Genomic DNA, 21,980 nt, shown 5'->3' with positions numbered 1-21,980 from the left:
ACGTTCGCGTACAGATGGGCGCAACCAGAGACCGGGCGTTCCTCGACGCGGTGGGTGACGAGGACTGCACGACGATCCTCGACGCGGTGCGCGAGGAGGCCAGGACCATCCCGGAGCTGTCCGAGGAGTGTGACATCCCGCTGTCGACGGCCTACCGGAAGGTCAACCGGCTCCAGGAGGCCGACCTCGTGGCGGAGAAAAACCGGCTGCCGGAGGACTGCCGGCCGAAGAACGTCTACGAACTGAACTTCGACGGCGCCGTGGTCCGGATGGGCGAGGAGGGCTTCGCCGTCGAGTTCGTCGACGAATCACCCGACCCGACCACCCCCGTCTCGCCGGGCGACCGGCCGCCCTCGCCGGTCGGGAGCGACTGACCGGGACGATGGCGCGGTTCAGCGTCGACTGTGACACGTGCTCGTTCGCCACTGAGGCGGGCTCGGTCGCCGAGGCGCTGTCCGCCGAGCGGGCACACAAACGCGACCAGGGCGTCGAACACCGGGTGACCATCGAGCGCTGCGTCGACACCCGGGAGCGACCGACCGCGAGACACGACTACTGACGGAGACCACCACATGACAACGGACCCAACGATCGTCGTCGGCGTCAAGCAGGTGCCCGACGACGACGAAGTACGGATCGACCCCGACACGGGACACCTCGACAGGGCGAGCGCGCCGGCGGTGTTGAACCCGCCGGACCGCGACGCGCTCGAAGCGGCGCTTTCCCTGCGCGACGCGGCGGGCGGGACCGTCGTCGCCGTGACGATGGGGCCGCCGACGGCGACGGACGTGCTCGAAGAAGCGGTCGCGATGGGCTGTGACGACGCCGCGCTGATCACCGACCGCGCGTTCGCCGGCAGCGACACCTGGCCGACGAGCCTGACGCTGGCCGCGGCCGCCGAGTCGCTCGGCGCCGACGTGTTCGTCTGCGGCGAGGAGACCACCGACTCCTCGACCGGCCAGGTCCCGCCGGGGATCGCCGCCCACCTCGGGTGGGCGCAGGTGACCTACGCCGAGGCGCTCGAACCGGAGTTCGACGACGGCCGCCTCGTCGCCCGCCGCGACGTCGAGGGCGGCTACGAGATCGTCGCCGCCGACCTCCCGGTCGTCGTCGCCGTCGCCTACGGCGAGTTCGAGCCCCGGCCCGCGGGCCTGCACCGCAAGCTCTACGCCGAGACCGAGTTCGAGCCGCTGGAGCTGTCGGCCGAGGACATCGGGCTCGACGACGGCGAGGTCGGTATCGGCGCCTCGCCGACGGAGGTCGGCGGCATGGAGACGGTCGAGCCCGTCGAGCGCGAGCGCGAGACCGTCGAGGACGCCGCGGAGCTGGCCGACGCGCTGGCCGACGCGGGGGTGGTCGGATGAGCGGCGAGAAGGCCGGCGCCGTCGACCCCGACGCCTACAGCGACGTGTGGGTGTTCGTCGAGGAGCACGCCGGCGACGTGATGACCGTCTCGTGGGAACTGCTCGGCGAGGCCCGCGGGCTGGCCGACGACCTCGGCGAGGACCTGGTCGCGCTCGTGATCGGCGAAGACGTGGACGAGGTGGCCCGCGAGGCCGTCGAGCGCGGTGCCGACCGCGCGCTGGTCGCCGACGACCCCGTCTTCGAGCCCTACCGCGCGGACCCGTACGGCGAGCAGTTCCGCGCGCTCGTCGAGGACCGCCACCCCGCGGTCGTCCTCATCGGCGGCACCCACACCGGCCGGGACTTCGCCGGCCGGGTCGCCGTGCCGGCCCACGCCGGGCTGACCGCCGACTGCACGGAGCTGGGCGTCGACGACGACGGCCTGCTGGAGGCCCGCCGGCCGGCGTTCGGCGGGAACGTCCTCGCGACCATCGTCTGCGAGGACCACCGCCCGCAGATGGCGACCGTCCGCCCCGGCGTCTTCGCGGCGGCCGACCGCGACCCCGACCGCGACGGCGAGACCGAACAGGTGGACGTGGTCGTCGACGAGCGCGACACCCTGAGCGAGGTCCGAGAACGGGTCGTCGGCGACACGGCCGACATCACGGAGGCCGACCGGATCGTCGCCGTCGGCGGCGGCTGCGACGGCGACCTCGCCCCGGCCGAGGAGCTCGCCGACGCGCTCGACGCGGAGCTTGCGGCCAGCCGGAAGGCCGTCGACGAGGGCTGGGTCGACGGCTCCCGCCAGGTCGGCCAGACCGGCAAGACCGTCCGGCCGGAGCTGTACGTCGCCGTCGGTATCTCCGGCGCCGTCCAGCACGTCGAGGGGATGAACGACAGCGAGGTCGTCGTCGCCGTCAACGACGACCCCAACGCGCCGATCTTCGAGCACGCCGACTACGGCGTCGTCGGCGACCTCTTCGAGGTCTGTCCGGCGCTGGCCGAGCGGCTCCGCGAGGACGGACTCGTCGACGCCGACGCAGAACCGGAGGCCAAACCATGAGCGACGCCGAAATCGACGCAGACACCGACGCAGGAGCCGACCGTATCGACCTGGACAGCCGGGAGACGGCGACGCCGGACTACGACGGCGCCTTCGACGCCGTCGTCGTCGGCGCGGGGCTGGCCGGCAGCACCGCCGCGCTGACGATGGCCGAGAACGGGCTCGACGTGCTGATGGTCGAGCGAGGCCGGTTCCCCGGCGCGAAGAACGTCTTCGGCGGCGTGCTCTACACCCCGACGCTGCGTGAGCTCGTCGACATCGAGTCGGCGCCCCTGGAGCGATACATCGCCGAGCGCCGCTTCGGGATGCTCACCGACGACGACGAGACGGCCGTCTCGCTCAGCCCCGGCGAGTGGCACGAGCCGCCGCACAACGACTCCTACACCGTCCGCCGGGGCGAATTCGACGAGTGGCTCGCCGAGCAGGCGGTCGGGGCCGGCGCGACGCTGGTCTGCCGGACGACGGTCACCGATCTGCTCCGGGAGGACGGTCGGGTCGTCGGCGTCGAGACCGACCGTCCGGACGGGACCGTGCGAGCCCCCTACGTCGTCCTCGCGGAGGGCGGCAACTCGCTGGTGAGCGAGCGGGCCGACCTGAAAGCGCCGGAGCGCCGCGAGAACGTCGCCGTCGGCGTCAAGGAAGTCCTTGAGTTCCCCGACCGCGAGCACGCGATCGCGGACCGCTTCAGGGTGAGCGGCGACGCGGGCGCCTCCTATCACTACTTCGGCGAGGGCGCGGTCGGCGACGCCTTCGGCGGCGGCTTCGTCTACACCAACGAGGACACCGTCAGTGTCGGGCTGGCCTACCGCCTCTCGGACGCCGCCACCGGCCAGCCCGACCCCGAGGCGACGCTGGACGGCTTCAAGACCCACCCGGCGGTCGCGCCCCTGCTTCGGGGCGCCCGCACCGTCGAGTACACCGCCAAGACCATCCCCGAGGGCGGCGCCGAGGCGATCCCCCAGCTCGTCCACGATGGCGCGGTCCTCGTCGGTGATACCGCGGGACTGGTCCTCAACAACGGCCTCCACCTCGAAGGCACGAACATGGCCGTCGAGAGCGGCTATCACGCCGGCAAGGCGGTCGCCGACGCCGTCCAGCGGGGTCGCACGGACGCCGACGCGCTCGCGGGCTACCGCGAGGCCCTCGAATCGTCGTTCGTCGTCCGGAATCTCGACCGCTACGAGTGGCTGATCGAGCGCGTGCAGGAGGACCGCCAGCTGCTGTTCGAGGAGCTGCCGCGGGCGGTCGCCGACGCCGGCAGCGAGTACTTCCGGATGGACAGAGCGCCCAAAGACGACCACGCCGCGACGGCCAAGCGGGAACTCCTGCAGGCCGTCGGCGGCTACACCGGGGCCGCGAAGCTCGCGGTCCGTTACCGAAACCTGCTATGAGTGTCCAACCAGGCGTCCCGAACGTCGACAACGAATCGCTCGAAGACCGCCTCTACACCGTCAAGTACGAGGACCCCGGCGAGTCCCACCTCGACGTGACGATCCCCGGGATCTGCGCCGAGAAGTGCCGCACCGACGACTGCGCCGCCGTCTGTCCCGCCGGCGTCTGGCGCGTGGGCGAGGACGGCGTCCCGGAGATCGCCTACGAGAACTGCCTCGAATGTGGCAGCTGCCGGTGGGCCTGCCCCCACGGCAACGTCGAGTGGACCTACCCCGACACCGGCGCCGGGGTCACGTACAAACACGGGTGAACCCCGGGCCACGAGTCACACCGATGACCGACACCTACGACCGGGGGGTCGTCGAGGACTTCGGCCGGTGGCGGGAGTTCAGCGCGGGCATGTGGGCGTGGATCCTCCACAAGTTCACCGGCTGGCTGCTCGTCGGCTACCTGTTCACCCACATCGCGGTGTTGAGCACCGCGACCGCCGCGGACCCGGCGGTCTACACCGAGACGCTCCGGGCGCTGGAGGCGCTGCTCGTCGTCCGCCTGCTGGAGATCGGCCTGCTCGCGGTCGCCGTCTTCCACATGCTCAACGGCGTCCGCCTGCTGTTCGTCGATCTGGGGGTCGGGCTGGACCGCCAGGCGACGACGTTCTACGTCACGCTCGTCGTGACCGCCGCGATCACGGTCGCGAGCGTCCCGACGTACCTCGCGGGGGTGTGACCACACTCGGACCCGACCCTCGTCGAACCCGGCGCGCTCGGCCGACTACCACCGGACGACCGGACTACCACCCGACCGTACACCCATGACCGACAACTGGTACTGTCTCGACTGCGACCGGCGCATCGATCCGGACGACCGCTCCCGCCACGCGGCCGCCGACCACCGGCTGCGCGGGGTCCCGCTACCGGCCCGGCAGACTTCGACGGCCATCCGACGGCCCGACCCCGACGAGACCGCGATCCGTCCGGTCCGGGCGACCGAGACGCGACTCGCTCGTCGGCCCGGGGACTGATCCGTCGCGGCCGACTCACTCCTCGTCGGCCGGCGTCGCCAGCAGGTCCGCCTCGTAGGCCGCGACCGCCTGGACGACCCTGTCGGCGTCCTCCTCCGGAACGTCGAACGCCGCGAGCGTCGCCTCCAGGATGTCGATCGCTCGCAGGATGTGGTCCTCGGTGAACGGGACGTGGAGGTGGGCCTCCCGGACCGGCGCCGCGTCGTACGTCTCCGGGCCGCCCGCGGCCTCGCAGAGGAAGTCCGTCTGCGTCCGCCGGAGCATCTCCAGGTCCGAATCCTCGAAGAAGGGCCCGAGTTCGTCGTCGGCGACCAGCCGGTCGTAGAACTCGTCGACGACGGCCTCGATCCCCTCGCGTCCGCCCAGCCGGTCGTAGAGCGTCTCTCCGGTCATGAGCGTACGACCGCAGCCGACGGGTTTGTACCTCCCGCTCGTTCCCAGCGGATGGCAACTACCGCCGGCGGACCGTCCCCACCCGCCGCGCCCGGTCCCGTCCGGGGCCACCACCTGCGCCGCCGGGCGAACGCTCGCCGGGAAAAGCACTTCCCGTCGGGCGACGAGCCGACGCCCGTGAACCGTCGCCAGGTCCTCGCCGGGCTCGGAACCGCCGTCTCCGCCGCGACCGCCGGCTGTCTCTCGGGCCTGGTCGGCGACGCCGAACGCGCGTCCGGCGACCCGGTCGCCGACCTGCCCGAGACGCCCGGCGAGTACCCGGTCAGCACCGGCGACCTCGGGGGGTTCGCGCCGAGGGAAACCCACCGGCGGGTCGAGGTCGGGAGCCGCGAGGGCGTCCACGAGGACTTCCAGCCCCACGACGTGGCCGTCTGGAACGCCGCCGGCTACCCCGAGACGGGCGTCGAGGTCGTCGACTACACGACGGAGACGCGGCCGCTCGACCGGACGTTCGCGGTCCCCGAGGGCGCCGCGGTGCGGGTGTCGCTGCTGGAGCCGGCGCCGTATCTCGTCACCGTCCGCGTCCCCGACGCGGGCGTCGAACAGACGCTCCGGGTGCCCTGCCCCGTCTTCGACTGCAACGACTCGGCCACCCAGGTCGGGCTGTTCGAGGACGGGATCCGGTCGGCGGCCTGGACGACGCTGCTCGCCTGTCGGTCGGCGACCTGCGTCCCCGAGGTGGAGGTATCGATACTGGACTGAAATCGAAGCAGGTCGAGGTCCGGGCCGCAGATGCCCAGTGGGACCTCGCAGGCAGTCGTTCCCACGTATGGCTCGCGTGGGGCCCACCGTAGACCAGTCGCAGGGAGACTGGGGTTGGAAGGCAGCTGTGCACGCCCTCGGCCGGATGGCTTCATCGGGCACCGCTGCCCGGGCCGATACACAGTCCCTCGACTGGGCGGGCTCGTGACGACCGTCGCTTCTCGCTCGGGTCGCTTAGTGGTTTGGGAAGGTATTTGATTGCTGACCAGATCGCCGCTGCTCTCGGCTCCGGGCCCGTGGGATCGCAGAGCGGTCCGCTCCGGGCGGTCGAGCGAAACGTATTTGTCTCGACCCGGTGTAGCGGACTCGTACTGACGGCCTCGTCCCGTCTTTCTCCGTTCGCCCATCGGTTCGCCGCCCCACGGGAGGCGTCCTTCGATGGCACTGCTCTGAGATGCGCCGTGCCGGATGTCGACCTGTGGTGGTGACGCTGGGTCTCCCCGACGGGACCGAGTACGCACCCACCATGAGAGAGATCGACCTCCCCTGTTCCGAGTGTGGCACAGAACTCGCCGAACGCGTCGTGTTCGCGGCGGACCTCCCCGTCGAGACCGGTTGGCGCGGGAGCGTCCGCGTCGCCGAGTGTCCGTCGTGTGGCGCCCGGTACTACCCGCGACAGACGGTCGCGCAACTGGCAGGGCGGGCGAACGAGACTCCCGCGGGGACGGCCGACCAGTGACCGACGACCCAGGCGCGGAGCGCGAGTTCTCGGTACCGGGCGCCGACGCGGTTCCGGACGGACTCGTCCCCGGTTCGACGGTCCTCGTGGCCAGCGTGGGCGATCCGACCCACTCCGCGCTGCCCCTCCGGATCCTCGCTGCGTTCGCCGACGGCGACGACACGGTCCTGGTCGTCACGACGACGGAAAGCGCCGAGACGACCGTCGGACGCTCGCGCGAGGTCTTCGAAGCGGGGGACCGGCCGTCGCTCGGCGTCGTCGACACGGTCTCGAAACAGCAGTCGGTCGCGTCCCGCTACGGGGACGTTCCCGCGGTGTTCACGCCCTCGTCGAGTGACCTGGAGCGGCTGGTCGTGGCGCTGAGCGACCTCTCCGGGGCGGAGCCGCCGGCGACCGGCGACCGACACCTCCTCGTGCGGTCGCTCACGCCGATCCTCCGGGGGGCCGCGACCGACCAGGTCTGTACGGTGCTCCGGCAGATCTCGGGGATTCGAACCGAAACCGGGCTCACCCTCCTCGGGGTCGACGAGACCGCGCACGACGGCGCGACGATACGGGCACTGGCCGAGCAGGTCGACGGCGTCGTCTGGGTCACGACGGCTGCCGACGACACGCTGGAGCTGACCTACCGACCGGCGACGGGCCGGGTCTCGGATCGTTTCGGGTCTGCCGATCGAGAGTGATTCCGATCCGGCTTCCGAACACCGACGTTCCCGTCCCGATGGGACCGGTCGGCTTTAGTCGATGGCGAGAGATCTATCTGATATGGGTTTCGGGAGCTACGACGAATCCGAGCAGGAGAACCAGAACGTGGACGCCGACGACGACGACAGCGAGGCCGTGACGGTCCACGAAAACGACCATGAGGGGGAAGTCACGTTCGAAACCGACGCTTCGACCGACGACTTGGTCGACCGGCTGGCAGACATCAAAGACTCCTCCGAAGAAGCGTAGGAAGTCCACAGTGCGCTCGTAGTTTCTGATATTTTCACGTCGCTACGGCTCCGTATCCGGATCTCACGAAGGGGTATCGATACCGGAAACTCCGGCTAGTGAGCCTGAACAGAGACGTGTCTCTACGGAGAGTGCGAGCACGCGAGCCGAATCAATCGAGGGCGGATTCGAGCGACCGACGAACGTCGTCGAGCGGTCGCTCCTGTTCGTAGTCGCCGTCTGTGAGGAACACGAAGCCAGCCCGCTCGTCGTCCGGGACCCAGACTTGCACGAATCCGTGAGACCCCTCGATAGCCGGCTCCTGGGAGATGGGTTTCTGCCAGAGTTCCGCTTCATCGCCCGTGTACACCGGATGGATACCGTCGGGGAGCGGTTTCACGGTCTGCCGTCGGAAGTCGGGGTCTTGGTCGAGCACCGACCGGATGTCGCCTTCGATCAGGTGGGTTTCGGCCGTTTCTTCGAGTTCTGCGTAGAAGGCCGTAATAACGTCCCGGGCGAACGTCTCGAGATCCCTCGCGGGGACGAGTCGGTCGGCGTCGGAGAGTATCTCTTTTTCGTGTGAGAGCGGGGTCGCGTTGATCCCCACATCGATCTGCTCCCCGACGGGATTCTGATAGAACGCGACGTTCGCTCGCGGTTTCGAGCCAGGGAGGTAGGTATCGGGAATCGTGAGAAACGCGATGTGTTCGACCGATTCGATCACGGCGAAGTGCTTCGAAAGATACGCTCTGAGCAGTTTCATCTCCTTTTCGCTGGGGGATATCGACAGCAAGCGACGGAGCACTTCGTCGTCGGGGTCGGGGTCGCGATAGAAGAACTCGTGTTGGGAGTAGCCGTCGAGCGACACCCAGGTGAGATGGTCGACAGGACCGTCGTCGACGAAGATCGCTTCGTCGACAGTGTGGTCGTCGGCATCCGGATACTTGTCGAGAAAGATGTCGGCAAGCCGGTCGATGTCAGTTCCCGGGTCTATCTCGTACTCGTCGGGAATGTTGTCGAGCATACGGTCGGCGGTCCGGTAGGCGGTACAATAAACGGTACGGAAGGGCATCCGACCGGGGTAGAGCTGTCGAATCGAGCGTAATTCATTTCCTCGCCGGAAGGGGAACTCGATCCGTGTCCCTAGATAGCGATATCCGAGACCGGGTAGTGATGGTCGGTGGCAAGGTGTCCGGGCTCGACTGTCCGAAGTGCCAGTTCGACGGGAGCGACCTCGACCTCGACGCGTATTCGATCGAGGCGATCACCTGTCCAGACTGCGGGGCGACTATCCTGACGGAAGACCAGAAGGCACAGCTTCGACAGTCGGGCAAACTGTGAGCGGGCGTTTTCCATCGGCGGCGGTCGGCCGCGGGACCGATCAGGCGCGAGCATCTATCGGGCTGTAGCTCGAAGTCGGTAGCATGATGGGGGAAGTCACGGACGAGGAGACCGCGATCGACGTGGCGACGGAGTACGCCAAGGAGGAATGCGTCGGCCAGGTGGGGGATGTCGTCACCGCGGAGCGCGACGACGCTACCTGGGTCGTCGAGTTGACGACGCACACCTACTCCGACGAGTACGACCACCGACTGAAGGTCAACCGCGCCGGCAACGTGTTCGCACACGAGCGACACGGGTGAATTCGCTCCGGATCTCGCCCGCTTCGGCGGTCCGGGACTCGCGGGTCCGTGCTCGCGTCGGGTCGGCCCGGAACGACCGCATCAGGGCTGGTAGTCGGGCGACTGGGACTCGATGGTTTCGGAGACGTTGTCGAGTTGCTCGCCGACGGTTGCCACGAGGTCATCAAGCGTCGCGATGCCGGCCAACTTGTCGTTCTCGTCGACGATCGGTACCCGACGGACGTTGTGTTCCTCGATAGTTCGGGAGAGCTCCATCGCCGGCTCGTCCTTGCGAACCGTGACCGGGTCATCGGTCATGACAGATTCGACCGACTGGTCGGCGATGTCCTCCGTGTTCCCGACTTCGAGCGCGATGTCGCGGTCAGTCACGATACCGACGGGCGAGTCGTCCTCGGTGACGACGACGGCGCCGACCCCCTCGGATTCGAGCGTGTTGGTGACTTCGTCGAGCGATGCATCCGGTGACGTGGTGACGGCTTCCTCGGGGCCCAGGTTTCCGACAGGCATACGGTCGCTTTCAGGGCCTCGGGAGCGGTGAGATACCGCCTTTCGCTCGCAAGCGGAGCGTGCCAGCACTAGGTCGGCCGCTGTGTCCGCGCTCACTCCGTAATGATTTTTTGGCCGGACTGCGGAGTAGACACGTCGGGTCGACCATGACTGAGCCCGACGGACGACCCCGACCGGTCGGCACGTCGACCGGCGGTGTCGCACACGCCGTTCGCGGCTGGACTCGAAACTCGGGAGTCGCAACACCGTCCGCCCCGGTAGGTCGGACGGTCGGTGGCTTCCGGGTCGACCGTGACGTTTCGACGTTTCTTTAATCGATGTCTTCGATGCATCGGCCGAACATGGAGATCACAGATGTCGAGACGTTCGTCGTCGACGCGGACTGGCGCAACTGGTTTTTCGTTCAGGTGGAGACCGACGAGGGCATTACCGGCGTGGGTGAGGCCCTCGGTGCGGAGGGACTGACTGGCGCGCTTGAGGAAGTCGCCGAGACACACAAGCACTACCTCATCGGCGAGGACCCGCTGAACCGGAACATGCTGAACCGGAAGCTCACCCGCTACCCGTTCGCGTGGCGGGCGGGCAAGCTCATCAACGGCGTCGCCGCCGCCTTCGACATTGCGCTGTGGGACATCGCCGGCAAGTACTACGACGAGCCGGTCTGGAAGCTGCTGGGCGGGAAGGTTCGCGACGAGGTTCCCGTCTACGCCAACGGCTGGCACATCGGCGAGCGCACCCCCGAGAACTACGCCCACCACGCCGAGAAGGCTATCAAGGACCAGGGCTACGCCGCGCTGAAGTGCGACCCGTTCGCCCACTACGAGTACTCGCTGGACAACCAGCAGATGCAGGAGATCGAGGACCTGATCGGCGCCGTCCGCGAGGCCATCGGGCCGGACCCCGGCATCGCGATCGACTGTCACGGGCGGTTCACCCGTCGGGGTGCCATCGAGGTCGCCAACGCCCTCGAAGAGTACGACATCATGTTCCTCGAGGAACCGGTCGAACTCGAGGACCCCGAGGTGATGGCCCAGGTCACCGAGCAGGTGAACATGACCGTCGCGACCGGCGAGCGCATCTACAACAACGCGAACATGGAACAGCTGATCCGCAAGGACGCCTGTGACATCATCCAGCCAGACGTGACCAACTACGGCAGCCTCGCGGAAGCCCAGGACGCCGCGGCGATGGCCAAGTCCCGCTACATGACGATCGCCCCGCACAATCCCAACGCCGGCGTCTCGACCGCCGCGTCGCTGCACCTGTGTGCCACCCTCGAAAACCTCGAGATCATGGAGCACATGAGCCGCCAGCCCGAGTGGGCCGACGAGATCGTCGAGACTCCCTGGGAAGTCTCCGACGGGACCATCGAGGTGCCCGACGAGCCCGGCCTCGGCGTCGAGTTCGACCCCGACGCGGCCCGCGAGTACCCCGGCACCCCGAAGGAACAGAACAGCCTCTTCGACGAGGAAGGCGCGCTCAAGCGGCCCTGAGCGGCTCTCGAGTCACCGGTCCGGAACGAGCGACCGAAGTCGAGCACGTCGGACAGATCGAGGAACGCCCCCGCCCCGTTGCGGGCGGATCGCTCCGGATCCGGAACCCGTTTTTCCGGCGACCGATCACCGCCACGTGTGATGACGTACTCCCACGACGAGCTGCAGTTCTCCTCGCTCTACCTGGCGCGGTTCGCGTCGAGTTTCGGCTTCATGACCGTCCTGACGCTGCTGCCCGACTACATCGACGCCCTGGGGGCGACCGGCGTGACGATCGGGCTGTTCGTGACCGCGCTGGAGGTCGCCCGGACGGTCGGGATCGTCCCGCTGGGCTGGGCGGCCGACCGGTACAGCAAGCGGACCATCCTCCTGGGCGCGCTCGCACTGAGCGCGGTCGCGTACCTCTCCTTTTCGCTCGTGGCCTCGGTCGACGGCTTCCTCGTCTCGCGGACGCTCCAAGGACTGGGCATGACCGGGACGGGTCTCGTCGGGCTGGCGCTGATGGGCGACCTGGCCCCCGACGACAGCCGGGCGAACTACATCGGCCGCTACAACGCCGTCCGGATGGCGGCCGGCATCGCGGGCACCGTCGGCGTGGGGTTCCTCTACGCACTCACCGGCTTCGACGTGGTCTTCGGGCTCATCGCCGTCTTGTTCGTGCTCGCGACGGTCGGCATCTGGCTGTTCGTCGACGCCGACGAGACGAGCGTCGCGGGCTTCGCGTTCACCGACCTGGCCCTGAACCGCCGCATCCTGACGATGACCAGCTTCCGCGCCCAGTACGCCGTCGCCGTCTCGCTGGTCCGCAAGTGGGTCCCCATCTTCGTCGGCGTCTCCGCGGCCCAGGGCGGTCTCGCATACGGCTCGGCCATCGTCGGCACGGTGCTGGCGGCCGAGAAGTTCACCAACATGCTCGTCCAGCCGGTCACCGGCCGCCTCTCCGACCGCCACGGCCGTGCGCTGTTCGTCTTCGTCGGCGGCGGCGCCTACGGGCTGGTCGCGATGGCGTTCCCCTTCGCCGCCGCGTTCGAGAGCCTGCTGTCCGTCTCCGTGCCGGTCGCCGGCGAGGTCACCGGCGCGGTCGCCGCGGCCGTCTGTCTCAACGGCCTGCTCGGCGTCGCCGACGCGTTCCGCGAGCCGGCGAGCATGGCCCTGTTCGCCGACGAGGGCAAAGGCGAGGGGATCACCAGCAGCTTCGGCGTCCGCTCGCTCGTCTGGAAGCCCGGCAGCATCCTCGCCCCGCTCGCCGGCGGGTGGGTGATGGGCACCGCCGGGATCGAGTGGGTGTTCTTCGCGGGCGGGTTCGCCGCGTTCTCCGGCGTCCTCACCTTTTTCGGCGTCCTGTCGTGGACCCACGGCCAGCGCGCGCTCCGGCAGTGGTGACCGGACTGTCCCGTTGCCCGTCTCGGCGTAGCGACGGTGGGGCCCGTCGACCATCGGCCGTCGACCAGCCCTCACAGGCGATCCCCGTTTCGGGACCTATTTACGCCTCGGTCGCGGATGCCAACGTAACCGAGACGCGTTGTCCCCGGGAAGGCCGTGCCGCGTTCCGTCGCGATCCGTTCTGTGCCGTCGACGGAACCCGTCCGGCCTGCTCTCCTTTGTCGGCGGACTCTGAGATGGGTTCTGGGATCGCTCCGATCGGACCTATCATGGAACTCGAAATCGCAACTATCGGCGGCTACGAGGAAGTCGGCCGCCAGATGACCGCCGTCCGTGCCGACGACGACATCGTCGTCTTCGACATGGGCCTGAACCTCTCGAAGGTACTGATTCACGACGACGTCCAGACCGAGCGCATGCACAGCCTCGACCTGATCGACATGGACGCGATCCCCGACGACCGCGTCATGGCCGACCTCGACGGCACCGTCCGAGCCATCGTGCCGACCCACGGCCACCTCGACCACATCGGCGCCATCTCCAAGCTGGCCCACCGCTACGACGCGCCGGTCGTCGCGACCCCGTTCACGCTCGCGCTCGTCAAGGAGGAGATCGACGACGAGGGGAAGTTCCAGGTCGACAACGACCTCGTCGAGATGGAGGCGGGCGAGACGATGTCCATCGGCGACGAGACCGAACTGGAGTTCGTCAACGTCACCCACTCGACCATCGACGCGATCAACCCCGTCCTGCACACGCCCGAGGGCGCCGTCGTCTACGGCCTCGACAAGCGCATGGACCACACCCCAGTGGTCGGCGACCCCATCGACATGGACCGGTTCCGCGAGATCGGCCGCGAGGGCGTCCTCTGTTACATCGAGGACTGCACCAACGCCAACAAGAAGGGCCGCACGCCGAGCGAGGCCGTCGCCCGCAGCGAACTGCGGGACCTCATGCTGAGTCTGGAGGACTACGACGGCGGCATCGTCGCCACGACGTTCGCGAGCCACATCGCCCGCGTCGTGAGCCTCGTCGAGTTCGCCGAGGAGATCGGGCGCCAGCCCGTCCTGCTGGGCCGGTCGATGGAGAAGTACTCCGGCACCGCCGAACGGATCGGCGCCGTGGAGTTCCCCGACGACCTGGGGATGTACGGCCACCGCAAGTCCGTCGACCGGACGTTCGAGCGGATCATGAACGAGGGCAAGGAGAACTTCCTGCCCGTCGTGACGGGCCACCAGGGCGAGCCGCGGGCGATGCTCACCCGGATGGGTCGCGGCGAGACCCCCTACGAGCTGGACAGGGGCGACAAGGTCATCTTCTCGGCGGGGATCATCCCCGAACCCACGAACGAGGGTCAGCGCTACCGGAGCGAGACGCTGCTGGGCATGCAGGGCGCCCGCATCTACGACGACGTGCACGTCTCCGGTCACCTCTCCCGGGAGGGCCACTACGAGATGCTCGACGCGCTCCAGCCCGAGCACGTCATCCCCGCCCACCAGGACCTGGCCGGGTTCTCCGGGTACGTCGATCTGGCGACGAGTCAGGGCTACGAGCTGGGCGAAGACCTGCACGTCACCTCGAACGGGAACACGATTCAGCTGGTCTGAATCGGGAGTTTTCTCCGACCACTCCCGCATGGACGGTTCGAGCATCCGCCCAGCGAGTGCCGTGATCCGTCGGTCCGGCGGTCGTGTTATCCGCCACAGATAAAAACGAGACTACACGTCCAGTGAGGTGCAAGATTTTATAACACATCGGGGAGCCAAGCCCTCGTAGATGTCGACCGACCGACTCGAACTCGTCGACCGGGGGGACGGCGGCGGGGCGGTCGCGCCGCCGCTGCCGCCCGACGACCCCGAGGCGTGGTACGCGCCGGACGTGCGCTCCCAGACCGAGGTCTCGCCGGGCGTCGTCGTCACGATCCGCGAGACTGCGACGGGGTTCGACTACCAGGTGCGCGAGCCCGGGCTCACGGACGACGGGCGCGGCCAGCTCGACCGCGTCCTCGACTACTTCGGCGACGCGAGCCTGGAACGACCGCGCACCCGCGAGGGCGCGGCCGAGCGGATGGCCGACGGGTTCGGCCCGAAACACCGGCGGGTCATCGACCGCCTGGTCGACGCCGCGCCCGGCGTTCGGCGCCGGATCGAGTACCACGCGCTGTCCGAGCTGGGGTGTCTCGGCCGGCTAACGCCGTACGCGCTCGACGACCGCATCGACGTGGCCGACGTGACCGGCGACGGCGTCGTCGTCCACACCGAGCGGTTCGCGCCCGCCGAGACCGACCTGCCGGCCGACCCCGCGTACCTCGACCGGTTCACGAGCGAGCGGCTGGACCGCCACACCGTCGACTTCCACGGCTTCGAGGTGCCCGTCGTCGTCTACCGCGAGAACCTGCTGGGATCCGACTCGTGGATGACGAAGTACGCGGTCCGCGAGCCGGACCTGCTGCCCGGTGACGCCGACCTCGTCGCCGAGTGCAAGGAGCGCATCTGGGAGACCGACGTGGACGGCGTCGTCGACGACGAGGCGGCGTTCGTCCGCGATCGAGCCCGCGAGTTGCTCTCCCGGCGACTCACTGCCCGGAACACGCGCGCCTGGTTCGATGCCGCTCGCCACCGCGTCCGGAGCGCGCTCGCCGAGTGGGGGCTGGCCATCCCGCCGGTCGACGACCGCTACGCGACCGACCGGCTGGACGATCTCGTCTACTACGTCCTCCGGGATTACGTCGGCTACGGCAAGCTCACCGTCCCCGTCCGTGACGACCGCCTCGAAGACGTGGAGGCCAACCGCGTCGGCGAGCGCGTCAAGGTCGTCCCCCGGGACGAGGTCGGTCACTCCGAGCGGATCCCGACGAACCTCACCTTCGACGACGAGAGCGAGTTCGTCAACGTCGTCAAGCAGCTCGCCGCCGAGGACGGCACCGAACTCAACGCGGCCAACCCGAGCGCGAAGGTCAACCTCAGCCCGCCGGGCGTCTCCGAGACGATCCGCTGTGCGGTGGCGCTGCCGACCGTCAGCGAGGACGGCCCGCACATCTCCATCCGCAAGCAGGCGCCGGACGTGATGACGCCCGTCGACCTGCTCGAACGGGACAGTCTCCCGACGGAGCTGGTCGCGATGCTCTGGCAACTGTACGAGAACCAGGGGGTGGTCCTCTTTTGCGGCCCGACCGGCGTCGGGAAGACGACGCTGATGAACGCCCACATGCCGTTCGTCAGCTTCCGGGACCGGCCGGTGAGCATCGACGAGGGGTCCCGGGAGGTGTGGCTCCCCCACGAGACCGGCGTCTCGCTGACTACCCGGGACCATCAGGACGACTACAAGCAGGTGACGATGGCCGATCTCATGACCGAGACGAACTACCTGAACCCGGACGTGGAGCTCATCGCGGAGATCAACACGCCCGAGAGCTTCGAAACCTTCGCAGAGGTGTTGAACACTGGTCACGGGGTGATCGGGACCACCCACGCCGGCGACGTGGAGACGCTCGTCAACCGCGTCGTCGAGCAGGACCTGCCGACGTACCTGCTCTCGGAGATCGACCTGCTGGTCTTCCCCCGGAAGGTCGACGGCGAGCGCTACGTCGGGGAGGTCGTCGAGTTCGTCGGCGAGGAGCGGTTCAGGGAGTACGACCGCGACCGCGACGACGACGCCTGCGGCGTCGTGCGGAAGGGGGAGACGACGGTCTACTGGAACACCGTCGCCCGCCGGACCCACGACGGGTCCTACGACCTCGCCTACGAACACCCGGACCTGGGCGACGACGAGCGCCGGGTCGAGACGGACCTGTTCGATCGGATCGCCGACCTCACCGACCAACCGGTCGACGCCGTCGAGAACGCGTTCCATCGCAAGCACGGCTACGTCAGGTACCTGCAGCGGGAGGGCGTCTCCGACGGCGACGAGCTGTTCGCGTTCCTCGCCGACCTGCAGACCAACGAGGCCGCGACCGTCGAGCGCATCGGCCAGCACACCGACGAGGGCTCCGAAACCGCGACTCCGACGGACGAACAGGCGGGCCCGGCGGCTCGCACGGCGAGTCGCGAGACGATCACGCTCGACGACGCCGGGTCGAGGAACGACCGCGGCCGTGCGGAACGACACGCCGGCCCGGACGGGGGCGAGCCGGAGGGCGAGGCCGATGGCGACTGAGAACCCGCCGGCGACGAGCGCCGACGGGACCGTCGCGTTCGTCGACCGCGCGCTGTACGCGCTGTTCTCCCGGCGGGCCGACAGCGCGAAACACGAACGCGACCGCCACCGGTATCGCGCGGCCGACCTCGGGACGAGCTTCGACATCTACATCTCCCGGGTGTACGGTCTCTCGTGGGCGCTCGCGACGGTCGCGTTCGCGGTCGCCGTGGTCGTTCTCGGGCTGTTGCCGCGGTCGGCGCTGACCGCGGTTCTCGAGTTCGCTCACGGTGCAGTTCCGGTCCTCGACCGGGTGGCGCTCCCGGTCGTTCCGCCGGTCGTTCCGGCACTGGCTGCGGGCGTGGTCGCCGGAGCGGTCGTCCGCTGGGGGGTCGTTCGATCCGGTGGGCTGTACCTCCGCTGGCAGGCCGACGCCCGGCGGGCCGACATCGAGACGACGCTTCCCGGCGCAGTCAGGTACCTCCGCGTGCTCGCCTCGGGGAGCAGCGACCAGCGGGCGATGCTCCGGCGCGTCGCCGACCAGCGCGCCTACGGCGAGACGGCGACCGCGTTCCGGCGCGCGCTCAACGAGGCCGCGCTCACCGGCAGCCTCGACGCCGGCCTGGAACTGGTCGCCCGCGACACTCCCTCCCGAGACCTGCTCGCTCCGTTCCTCCTGAAGTACCGGGAACACGCCAACCAGGGGACCGACGCGCTCGCCGAGTACCTGCGGATGGAGAGCCGTCTGCTCTCACACCAGCAGTCCCGGACCCACGACCGCGTCGCGGGCTACCTGGAGTTGCTCGCCGAGCTGTTCGTCGTCATGCTGGTGTTCCCCGCGCTCACGGTGCTCATCATCACGGTCATGAGCGTCCTCGCACCCGGGCTCTCGGCGACGGTGGCCACGCCGCTGGGCCCCGTCACCGCCCGGGAGGTGCTGATCTACAGCAGCATCGCCTTCGTCCTCGGCGTCGGGCTCGCGACGGCCGCCGTCGTCGCCAGCCTCAGACCCGCCCAGCACGCGATCCCCGGCTACGAGGTACCCCGGAACCTCGCCGATCTGGTCCGGTCCGTACCGACGAATCCGGCCAGTGCAGCGGTGGTCTGCGCCCCGCTCGCGGCCGCCTTCGCGGTCGCGCTCTGGACGCTGGGGTACAGACCCGCCAACGTCCTGCTGGTTGGCTACGTCGGGTTCGGACTCCCGGTCGGGTTCGTCGCCGTCCGGCGGGCGCGTATCGACGAGGCGAAAGACCGCGAGATTCGCGATTTCGTCCACGCTATCGCCGGCCACGTCGCCCTCGGACAGCCGTTCTCGACGGCCGTCGACGAGGTCGCCGACGAGGTGGACCACGGTGCGCTCCAGCCCGACGTGGAGTCGCTCGCGTTCTCGCTGTCGCTGACGACCGACGCCGGGTCGGGCGACGGCGACGTGCGGGCCGCCGCGCTCGACAAGTTCGTCGACGACGTCGGCACGCCGATGGCCGAGCAGACGATGGGGCTGGTGGTCGGCGCGCTCGAATCCGGGAGCGACACGGAACAGGTGTTCGAGGCTCTGCAGACGGAAGTGGGTCGTCTCTACCACGAGCGGAAGCGGCTTCGGTCGACGTTGCTGGTGTACGTCGCGGTGGGGTGGACGACGGGGTTGCTCGTCCTCGGGATCATGGTCGCGGTCAACGTCTCCGTGCTCGACGGCTTCTCGCAGCTGGCGTCGGTGTCGAACGTGGAGGGGTCGGCGAGCGGCTTCGCGCTCGACCCGGACGCGGTCCGGCCGGCCCGCGAGCAGTGGCGGTTCTACCTCGTCACCCAGGCGACGATGCTGTCCTGTGGCTGGTTCGCCGGCATGGCGAGTCGCGGTCGCTACGAGGCGCTGTTGCACTCGGCCGGGCTCGTCGGGATCACCTACGCCGTCTTCGCGGGGGCGGGGATGCTATGACTCGAAACGGTGCGCCCGCGGACGTACGCCGGGAGCGCGGGCAGTCCAGCGTCGTCGGCGTCGCACTGCTCCTCGGCATGACGGTCGTCGCGCTCGGCGTCCTGACCGCCAGCGTCGGCGCCCTGGTCGAGGGACACGCCGCCCGCGCCGACGCCGACCGCGTCGCCGCCGACCTGCAGTCCGGGCTCCGTCCGGTCGAGTCGACCGGCCACCGGACGACGACCGTTCGATTCGCCGGGGGACGGCTCTACACCGCCGAGCGACGGCTGCGCGTCTCCGACGCCGCCGGGACCGTCGCGGCCGTCGATATCGGAGCGCTCGTCTACGAGAACGCCGACCGTCGCGTCGCCGCGGTCGCCGGGGCAGTCGTCCGCGGTCGCGGCGAGAACGCGTGGCTCGTCGAGGATCCGCCGATCGTCGGGTCGGACTCGAACGGCGTCCTCGTCGTCGGCGCCGCGAACCTCTCGGCGACTCCGTCGTCGGTGGGAGGGGGCGTGACCGCGAAACTCTCCGCGAACGTCACCCACGACCGACGGTCGCTCGGTCGCGGGCGCTACGAGGTGGCCGTCGAGACCGAAGCGCCCGCGGCGTTCGAGCGGTACTTCGCCGACCGGGGTGCGAGCGTCAGCCGGTCGGATCTCGACGGGGACGGGGTCGTCAGCGTCGTGGCGGAGTTCCCGGGTCGGCGGCGGGCGTACCTCGTCGAACACCGGATGCGACTGGAGGTGGCGGATGGCTGACCGGGTCGGAGCGGTCTCTCCGAGGTCGGAGCCGCGATTCGGCCCGGGGACGCGTGGCGTCACTCCCGCGGTCGGCAAGACCCTGGAGATCGGGATCGTGGTCCTGTTCGTCGGGCTGGTCACGACCGCGCTGCTGGGCGGCGTCGTCCCGGACTACCGGTCGGCCGCGGGTTCGGAGGTCGGGGACCGCGTCCTCGCCGCGACCGCCCAGGAGATTGAGCGAGCCGTGCCGCCGGGCGCGCGGGAGGTGTCGGTCCGCCGGTCGGTGGACCTCCCGAGCACCATCGCCGGGAGCGGCTACACGGTCCGGGTCGACGGGTCGGCGCTCGTCCTCGACCACCCCGACCCGACCGTCGGCGGGCGTGTCGACCTCTCGCTCCCCCGGCGTGTCGACCGTGTGACCGGGCGGACCGATGGAGGGGCAGACGCGGTCGTCGCAGTCCGGGACAGCGGGGGCGGTAGCGGGCTGGTGGTCGAACTCCGCGAGGGGGGTGACCCGTGACTCACTCCCCGCCCAGCGCCCGGAGGAGGACGGCGGCGACGACCCCGATAGCGAGAAACGAGAGTCCGAGCGCGCCGAAGCCGTACGCCAGCCCGACCGCCGGGGAGCCGGGGAGCGCCACCACGTACACGAGCGCCGCGACCGCTCCGCAGATGGCCGCGAGCATCACGCCGAGAAAGAGCGGGAAGTCGGGCGTCAGTTCCGCGGGCACGACCGACACGTCGGAGTCGAACCTGGTAAATCCCGCCGTTCCACGGGAGCGAGTCGCCGGTCCGGGGTGGTCGATGTGAGCCGGGGACGAAGACGGGCGGGCGGCGAGCGGCCGCCGCCCCACTCGGGTCGTGCTCAGGCGAACCTGGCCGCGCTGGCCGCGGCGCTGTTCGCGCTGGCGACCGTGACCGTCCTCGGTGTCGCGGCGGCGAACGGCGCTCTCGTCGGCGAGTTCCGGGACTCCGGCGACCGTCACGCGGCGACTGCGGTCGCGGATCGGATCGTCGCCGACGCGTCGCCGGTGACCAACCGGTCGAACGTCGTCGACCGCGGTGCGCTCGCGTCGCTCGACGCCGCGACGCTCCGGAGCTACTATCCGATACTCGACGGGCGGTCGTTTCGAGTGACGGTCGACGGACGGGCGGTCGCGGCCGCGGGCACGCCGAGGGGCGGGACCACGCGGCGCCGGGTCGTCCTCGTCGAACGCCGGCGCAACGAGACGGTCACGCCGTCGTTCTCCGGACCGAACCGGGTCACGCTCCCCCGGCGAACCCCGTGGGTCGAACTCGACATCGACGCGCCGGACAACGTCTCGGTCAGCGGCGTTCGAGCCAACGAGCGGACCGTGCTCCGGGACCCCGACGGGCTGGACGGACAGTACACGGTCTCCGTGTCCCGGATGGAGACGGTCCAGTTCACGTTCGTCGCCAACAGCACCCTCGACCGAGGCGACGTGACCCTCGCGTTCGCACCGAGCAACACGACCAAGGCGCGGCTGGGGGTGACCGTCGATGGCTGACGCCACCGGGAAGCGGCGTCCCCGCGCGGCCGAGGACTGCGGCGACCGTGGGCAGCTCCCGATGCCGGCGGTCGAGGGCGCACTCGCGGTGTTGCTGGTGCTCGGAGTCGCAGCCGGGTTCGCGCTCGGCGTCCCCCAGCCGGGCGGGACGCAACAGCTCGACGCCTACGCCGAGGACGCGGCGACGATCCTCGCACAGGAACCGCCGCGCCACCGCGGCGGAACGCGTCTCGTGGAGGTGATGCGGTCGGCGGACGCGTTCGAGCGCGAGCGCGACGCCCTCGACCGCAGGGTCGGGCGCATCCTGCCCGACAACGTCATGTTCAGGGTCGAGACCCCGCACGGTCGGGCCGGGTACCGAAAGCCCGCTCGCGTCCCGACCGGCACGGCCACGGTGACCACTCGCCACGGCGACCTGACGATCAGGGTGTGGTACGCGTGAGCCGACGGCCGACCGCGGTCACGGACGACCGCAGGGGACAGATGGTGTTGCTCGCCGGCGTCGTCGTCGCGCTCGCACTCGTGGCGATGCTCGTCGCGTACCTGCAACTGGGGTACCACGCCGACGTGCGGACCGCGGCCGTCGACGGCGAGGCCGCGGCCGACGGCCGGGCGTACCTCCAGCGAGCCACGCACGACGCGGCTCGCGCGCTCCGGAGCAATTTCACCTGGAGCGAGCGCGGCCGGGCGGTGACCGAGGCCCGGAACCGCCTCCGGCCGCGGATACGCACGCTACAGCGGTCGCGGGTCGAATCGGGCGTCGCGTATACGGTCGCGTTCAACGGGACGGCCGCGCGGCAGTGGGCGACTGCGAACTGCCCCGACGGTCCGGGACGGGAGTTCGGCTCCTGTGCGGCCGACCGCGGCGTCGCCGTTCAGGAGCGCGGCGGGCGAACGCTCGTCCTCGCCGTCGGCTACGACCTCACCGTGACGACCGACCGCGAGACGGTCCGACTCACCGTCGTCACGCCGGCGGTGAAGTGACCGGT

At 69.7% G+C, this 21,980-nt stretch carries 28 protein-coding genes; 24 read left to right on the top strand and 4 right to left on the bottom strand.

Annotated elements, in window-relative coordinates:
- Nucleotides 1–14 precede the first annotated feature (14 nt).
- The 8 genes from E3328_RS09295 (at nt 15) to E3328_RS09265 (ending at nt 4,820) form a co-directional block, all read left to right on the top strand.
- Complete coding sequence (locus E3328_RS09295) at nt 15–374, top strand: winged helix-turn-helix domain-containing protein (RefSeq protein ID WP_135364287.1); 360 nt, start codon at nt 15–17, stop codon at nt 372–374.
- Between the two features lie 8 nt (nt 375–382).
- Nucleotides 383–559 (top strand): hypothetical protein, encoded by a 177-nt coding sequence (locus tag E3328_RS21935; RefSeq protein WP_167837350.1) that lies wholly within the window; start codon nt 383–385, stop codon nt 557–559.
- 13 nt (nt 560–572) lie between these two features.
- Nucleotides 573–1,364, top strand: coding sequence for an electron transfer flavoprotein subunit beta/FixA family protein (locus tag E3328_RS09290; protein WP_135364286.1), 792 nt, complete (start codon nt 573–575; stop codon nt 1,362–1,364).
- Nucleotides 1,361–2,407: an electron transfer flavoprotein subunit alpha/FixB family protein gene (locus E3328_RS09285; protein ID WP_135364285.1), complete on the top strand. Its 1,047-nt coding sequence runs from the start codon at nt 1,361–1,363 to the stop codon at nt 2,405–2,407. The genes E3328_RS09290 and E3328_RS09285 overlap by 4 nt, the downstream gene beginning before the upstream one ends.
- Nucleotides 2,404–3,798 carry an FAD-dependent oxidoreductase gene (locus tag E3328_RS09280; protein WP_135364284.1) on the top strand — a complete coding sequence of 465 codons (1,395 nt, stop codon included), beginning with the start codon at nt 2,404–2,406 and terminating at the stop codon, nt 3,796–3,798. Before E3328_RS09285 ends, E3328_RS09280 begins: the two co-directional genes overlap by 4 nt.
- On the top strand, nt 3,795–4,109 hold the full coding sequence (locus tag E3328_RS09275; RefSeq protein ID WP_135364283.1) for a ferredoxin family protein: 315 nt from the start codon (nt 3,795–3,797) through the stop codon (nt 4,107–4,109). The genes E3328_RS09280 and E3328_RS09275 overlap by 4 nt, the downstream gene beginning before the upstream one ends.
- Before the next feature lie 23 nt (nt 4,110–4,132).
- On the top strand, nt 4,133–4,525 hold the full coding sequence (sdhC, locus tag E3328_RS09270) for a succinate dehydrogenase, cytochrome b556 subunit (RefSeq protein WP_135364282.1): 393 nt from the start codon (nt 4,133–4,135) through the stop codon (nt 4,523–4,525).
- An 85-nt stretch (nt 4,526–4,610) separates the two neighbouring features.
- The gene (locus E3328_RS09265) at nt 4,611–4,820 is read left to right on the top strand and encodes a hypothetical protein (RefSeq protein WP_135364281.1); all 210 of its coding nucleotides are present in this window, start codon (nt 4,611–4,613) and stop codon (nt 4,818–4,820) included.
- 15 nt (nt 4,821–4,835) lie between these two features.
- Here the strand turns inward: E3328_RS09265 and E3328_RS09260 are convergent, their stop codons facing one another.
- Entirely contained in the window at nt 4,836–5,213 is a 378-nt protein-coding gene (locus E3328_RS09260; protein ID WP_135364280.1) for a group I truncated hemoglobin, read from the bottom strand.
- Nucleotides 5,214–5,390: 177 nt separating this feature from the next.
- Here E3328_RS09260 and E3328_RS09255 point away from each other — a divergent pair, with 177 nt between their 5' ends.
- The 4 genes from E3328_RS09255 to E3328_RS09240 all read left to right on the top strand — a co-directional run bounded on the left by E3328_RS09255 (nt 5,391) and on the right by E3328_RS09240 (nt 7,668).
- Nucleotides 5,391–5,975, top strand: a complete 585-nt coding sequence (locus E3328_RS09255; protein WP_135364279.1) for a hypothetical protein — start codon at nt 5,391–5,393, stop codon at nt 5,973–5,975.
- 526 nt (nt 5,976–6,501) lie between these two features.
- Entirely contained in the window at nt 6,502–6,714 is a 213-nt protein-coding gene (locus E3328_RS09250) for a hypothetical protein (protein ID WP_135364278.1), read from the top strand.
- Nucleotides 6,711–7,397: a DUF7504 family protein gene (locus E3328_RS09245; protein ID WP_135364277.1), complete on the top strand. Its 687-nt coding sequence runs from the start codon at nt 6,711–6,713 to the stop codon at nt 7,395–7,397. Before E3328_RS09250 ends, E3328_RS09245 begins: the two co-directional genes overlap by 4 nt.
- A gap of 82 nt (nt 7,398–7,479) precedes the next feature.
- The gene (locus tag E3328_RS09240; protein WP_135364276.1) at nt 7,480–7,668 is read left to right on the top strand and encodes a DUF5786 family protein; all 189 of its coding nucleotides are present in this window, start codon (nt 7,480–7,482) and stop codon (nt 7,666–7,668) included.
- A gap of 151 nt (nt 7,669–7,819) precedes the next feature.
- On the opposite strand, the gene E3328_RS09235 is transcribed toward E3328_RS09240, so the two are convergent.
- Nucleotides 7,820–8,671, bottom strand: a complete 852-nt coding sequence (locus E3328_RS09235; RefSeq protein WP_135364275.1) for a hypothetical protein — start codon at nt 8,669–8,671, stop codon at nt 7,820–7,822.
- Nucleotides 8,672–8,820: 149 nt separating this feature from the next.
- Here E3328_RS09235 and E3328_RS21930 point away from each other — a divergent pair, with 149 nt between their 5' ends.
- Nucleotides 8,821–8,988, top strand: coding sequence for a hypothetical protein (locus E3328_RS21930; protein WP_167837349.1), 168 nt, complete (start codon nt 8,821–8,823; stop codon nt 8,986–8,988).
- Between the two features lie 83 nt (nt 8,989–9,071).
- Entirely contained in the window at nt 9,072–9,290 is a 219-nt protein-coding gene (locus E3328_RS09230; RefSeq protein ID WP_135364274.1) for a hypothetical protein, read from the top strand.
- An 81-nt stretch (nt 9,291–9,371) separates the two neighbouring features.
- Here E3328_RS09230 and E3328_RS09225 read toward each other — a convergent pair whose 3' ends face one another.
- Entirely contained in the window at nt 9,372–9,797 is a 426-nt protein-coding gene (locus tag E3328_RS09225; protein ID WP_135364715.1) for a CBS domain-containing protein, read from the bottom strand.
- A gap of 326 nt (nt 9,798–10,123) precedes the next feature.
- On the opposite strand from E3328_RS09225, the gene E3328_RS09220 reads away from it, so the two are divergent.
- From E3328_RS09220 to E3328_RS09190, 7 genes are all read left to right on the top strand, one after another.
- Entirely contained in the window at nt 10,124–11,290 is a 1,167-nt protein-coding gene (locus tag E3328_RS09220; protein ID WP_209452147.1) for a mandelate racemase/muconate lactonizing enzyme family protein, read from the top strand.
- Between the two features lie 141 nt (nt 11,291–11,431).
- Nucleotides 11,432–12,673 (top strand): MFS transporter, encoded by a 1,242-nt coding sequence (locus E3328_RS09215; RefSeq protein WP_135364272.1) that lies wholly within the window; start codon nt 11,432–11,434, stop codon nt 12,671–12,673.
- 269 nt (nt 12,674–12,942) lie between these two features.
- Nucleotides 12,943–14,280 (top strand): RNase J family beta-CASP ribonuclease, encoded by a 1,338-nt coding sequence (locus E3328_RS09210; protein WP_135364271.1) that lies wholly within the window; start codon nt 12,943–12,945, stop codon nt 14,278–14,280.
- Between the two features lie 169 nt (nt 14,281–14,449).
- On the top strand, nt 14,450–16,828 hold the full coding sequence (locus E3328_RS09205) for a type II/IV secretion system ATPase subunit (RefSeq protein WP_135364270.1): 2,379 nt from the start codon (nt 14,450–14,452) through the stop codon (nt 16,826–16,828).
- On the top strand, nt 16,818–18,740 hold the full coding sequence (locus E3328_RS09200; protein ID WP_135364269.1) for a type II secretion system F family protein: 1,923 nt from the start codon (nt 16,818–16,820) through the stop codon (nt 18,738–18,740). The genes E3328_RS09205 and E3328_RS09200 overlap by 11 nt, the downstream gene beginning before the upstream one ends.
- Nucleotides 18,737–19,480, top strand: a complete 744-nt coding sequence (locus E3328_RS09195; protein ID WP_135364268.1) for a DUF7289 family protein — start codon at nt 18,737–18,739, stop codon at nt 19,478–19,480. The genes E3328_RS09200 and E3328_RS09195 overlap by 4 nt, the downstream gene beginning before the upstream one ends.
- The gene (locus E3328_RS09190; RefSeq protein WP_135364267.1) at nt 19,473–19,982 is read left to right on the top strand and encodes a DUF7266 family protein; all 510 of its coding nucleotides are present in this window, start codon (nt 19,473–19,475) and stop codon (nt 19,980–19,982) included. The genes E3328_RS09195 and E3328_RS09190 overlap by 8 nt, the downstream gene beginning before the upstream one ends.
- Before the next feature lies 1 nt (nt 19,983).
- On the opposite strand, the gene E3328_RS09185 is transcribed toward E3328_RS09190, so the two are convergent.
- The gene (locus E3328_RS09185; RefSeq protein ID WP_135364266.1) at nt 19,984–20,193 is read right to left on the bottom strand and encodes a hypothetical protein; all 210 of its coding nucleotides are present in this window, start codon (nt 20,191–20,193) and stop codon (nt 19,984–19,986) included.
- Nucleotides 20,194–20,268: 75 nt separating this feature from the next.
- Between E3328_RS09185 and E3328_RS09180 the strand changes: the two genes are divergently transcribed.
- The 3 genes from E3328_RS09180 to E3328_RS09170 are packed head-to-tail and all read left to right on the top strand — an operon-like array spanning nt 20,269 to nt 21,975.
- Nucleotides 20,269–20,991, top strand: a complete 723-nt coding sequence (locus E3328_RS09180) for a DUF7263 family protein (protein ID WP_135364265.1) — start codon at nt 20,269–20,271, stop codon at nt 20,989–20,991.
- Nucleotides 20,984–21,433, top strand: a complete 450-nt coding sequence (locus E3328_RS09175) for a DUF7262 family protein (RefSeq protein ID WP_246022944.1) — start codon at nt 20,984–20,986, stop codon at nt 21,431–21,433. The genes E3328_RS09180 and E3328_RS09175 overlap by 8 nt, the downstream gene beginning before the upstream one ends.
- Complete coding sequence (locus E3328_RS09170; protein WP_246022942.1) at nt 21,430–21,975, top strand: DUF7261 family protein; 546 nt, start codon at nt 21,430–21,432, stop codon at nt 21,973–21,975. The genes E3328_RS09175 and E3328_RS09170 overlap by 4 nt, the downstream gene beginning before the upstream one ends.
- Nucleotides 21,976–21,980: the final 5 nt, after the last annotated feature.

The sequence above is a fragment of the Halosimplex halophilum genome (assembly GCF_004698125.1).
GTDB classification, from domain to species: Archaea; Halobacteriota; Halobacteria; order Halobacteriales; family Haloarculaceae; genus Halosimplex; species Halosimplex halophilum.
This window is presented reverse-complemented; position numbering and strand designations above follow the sequence as displayed.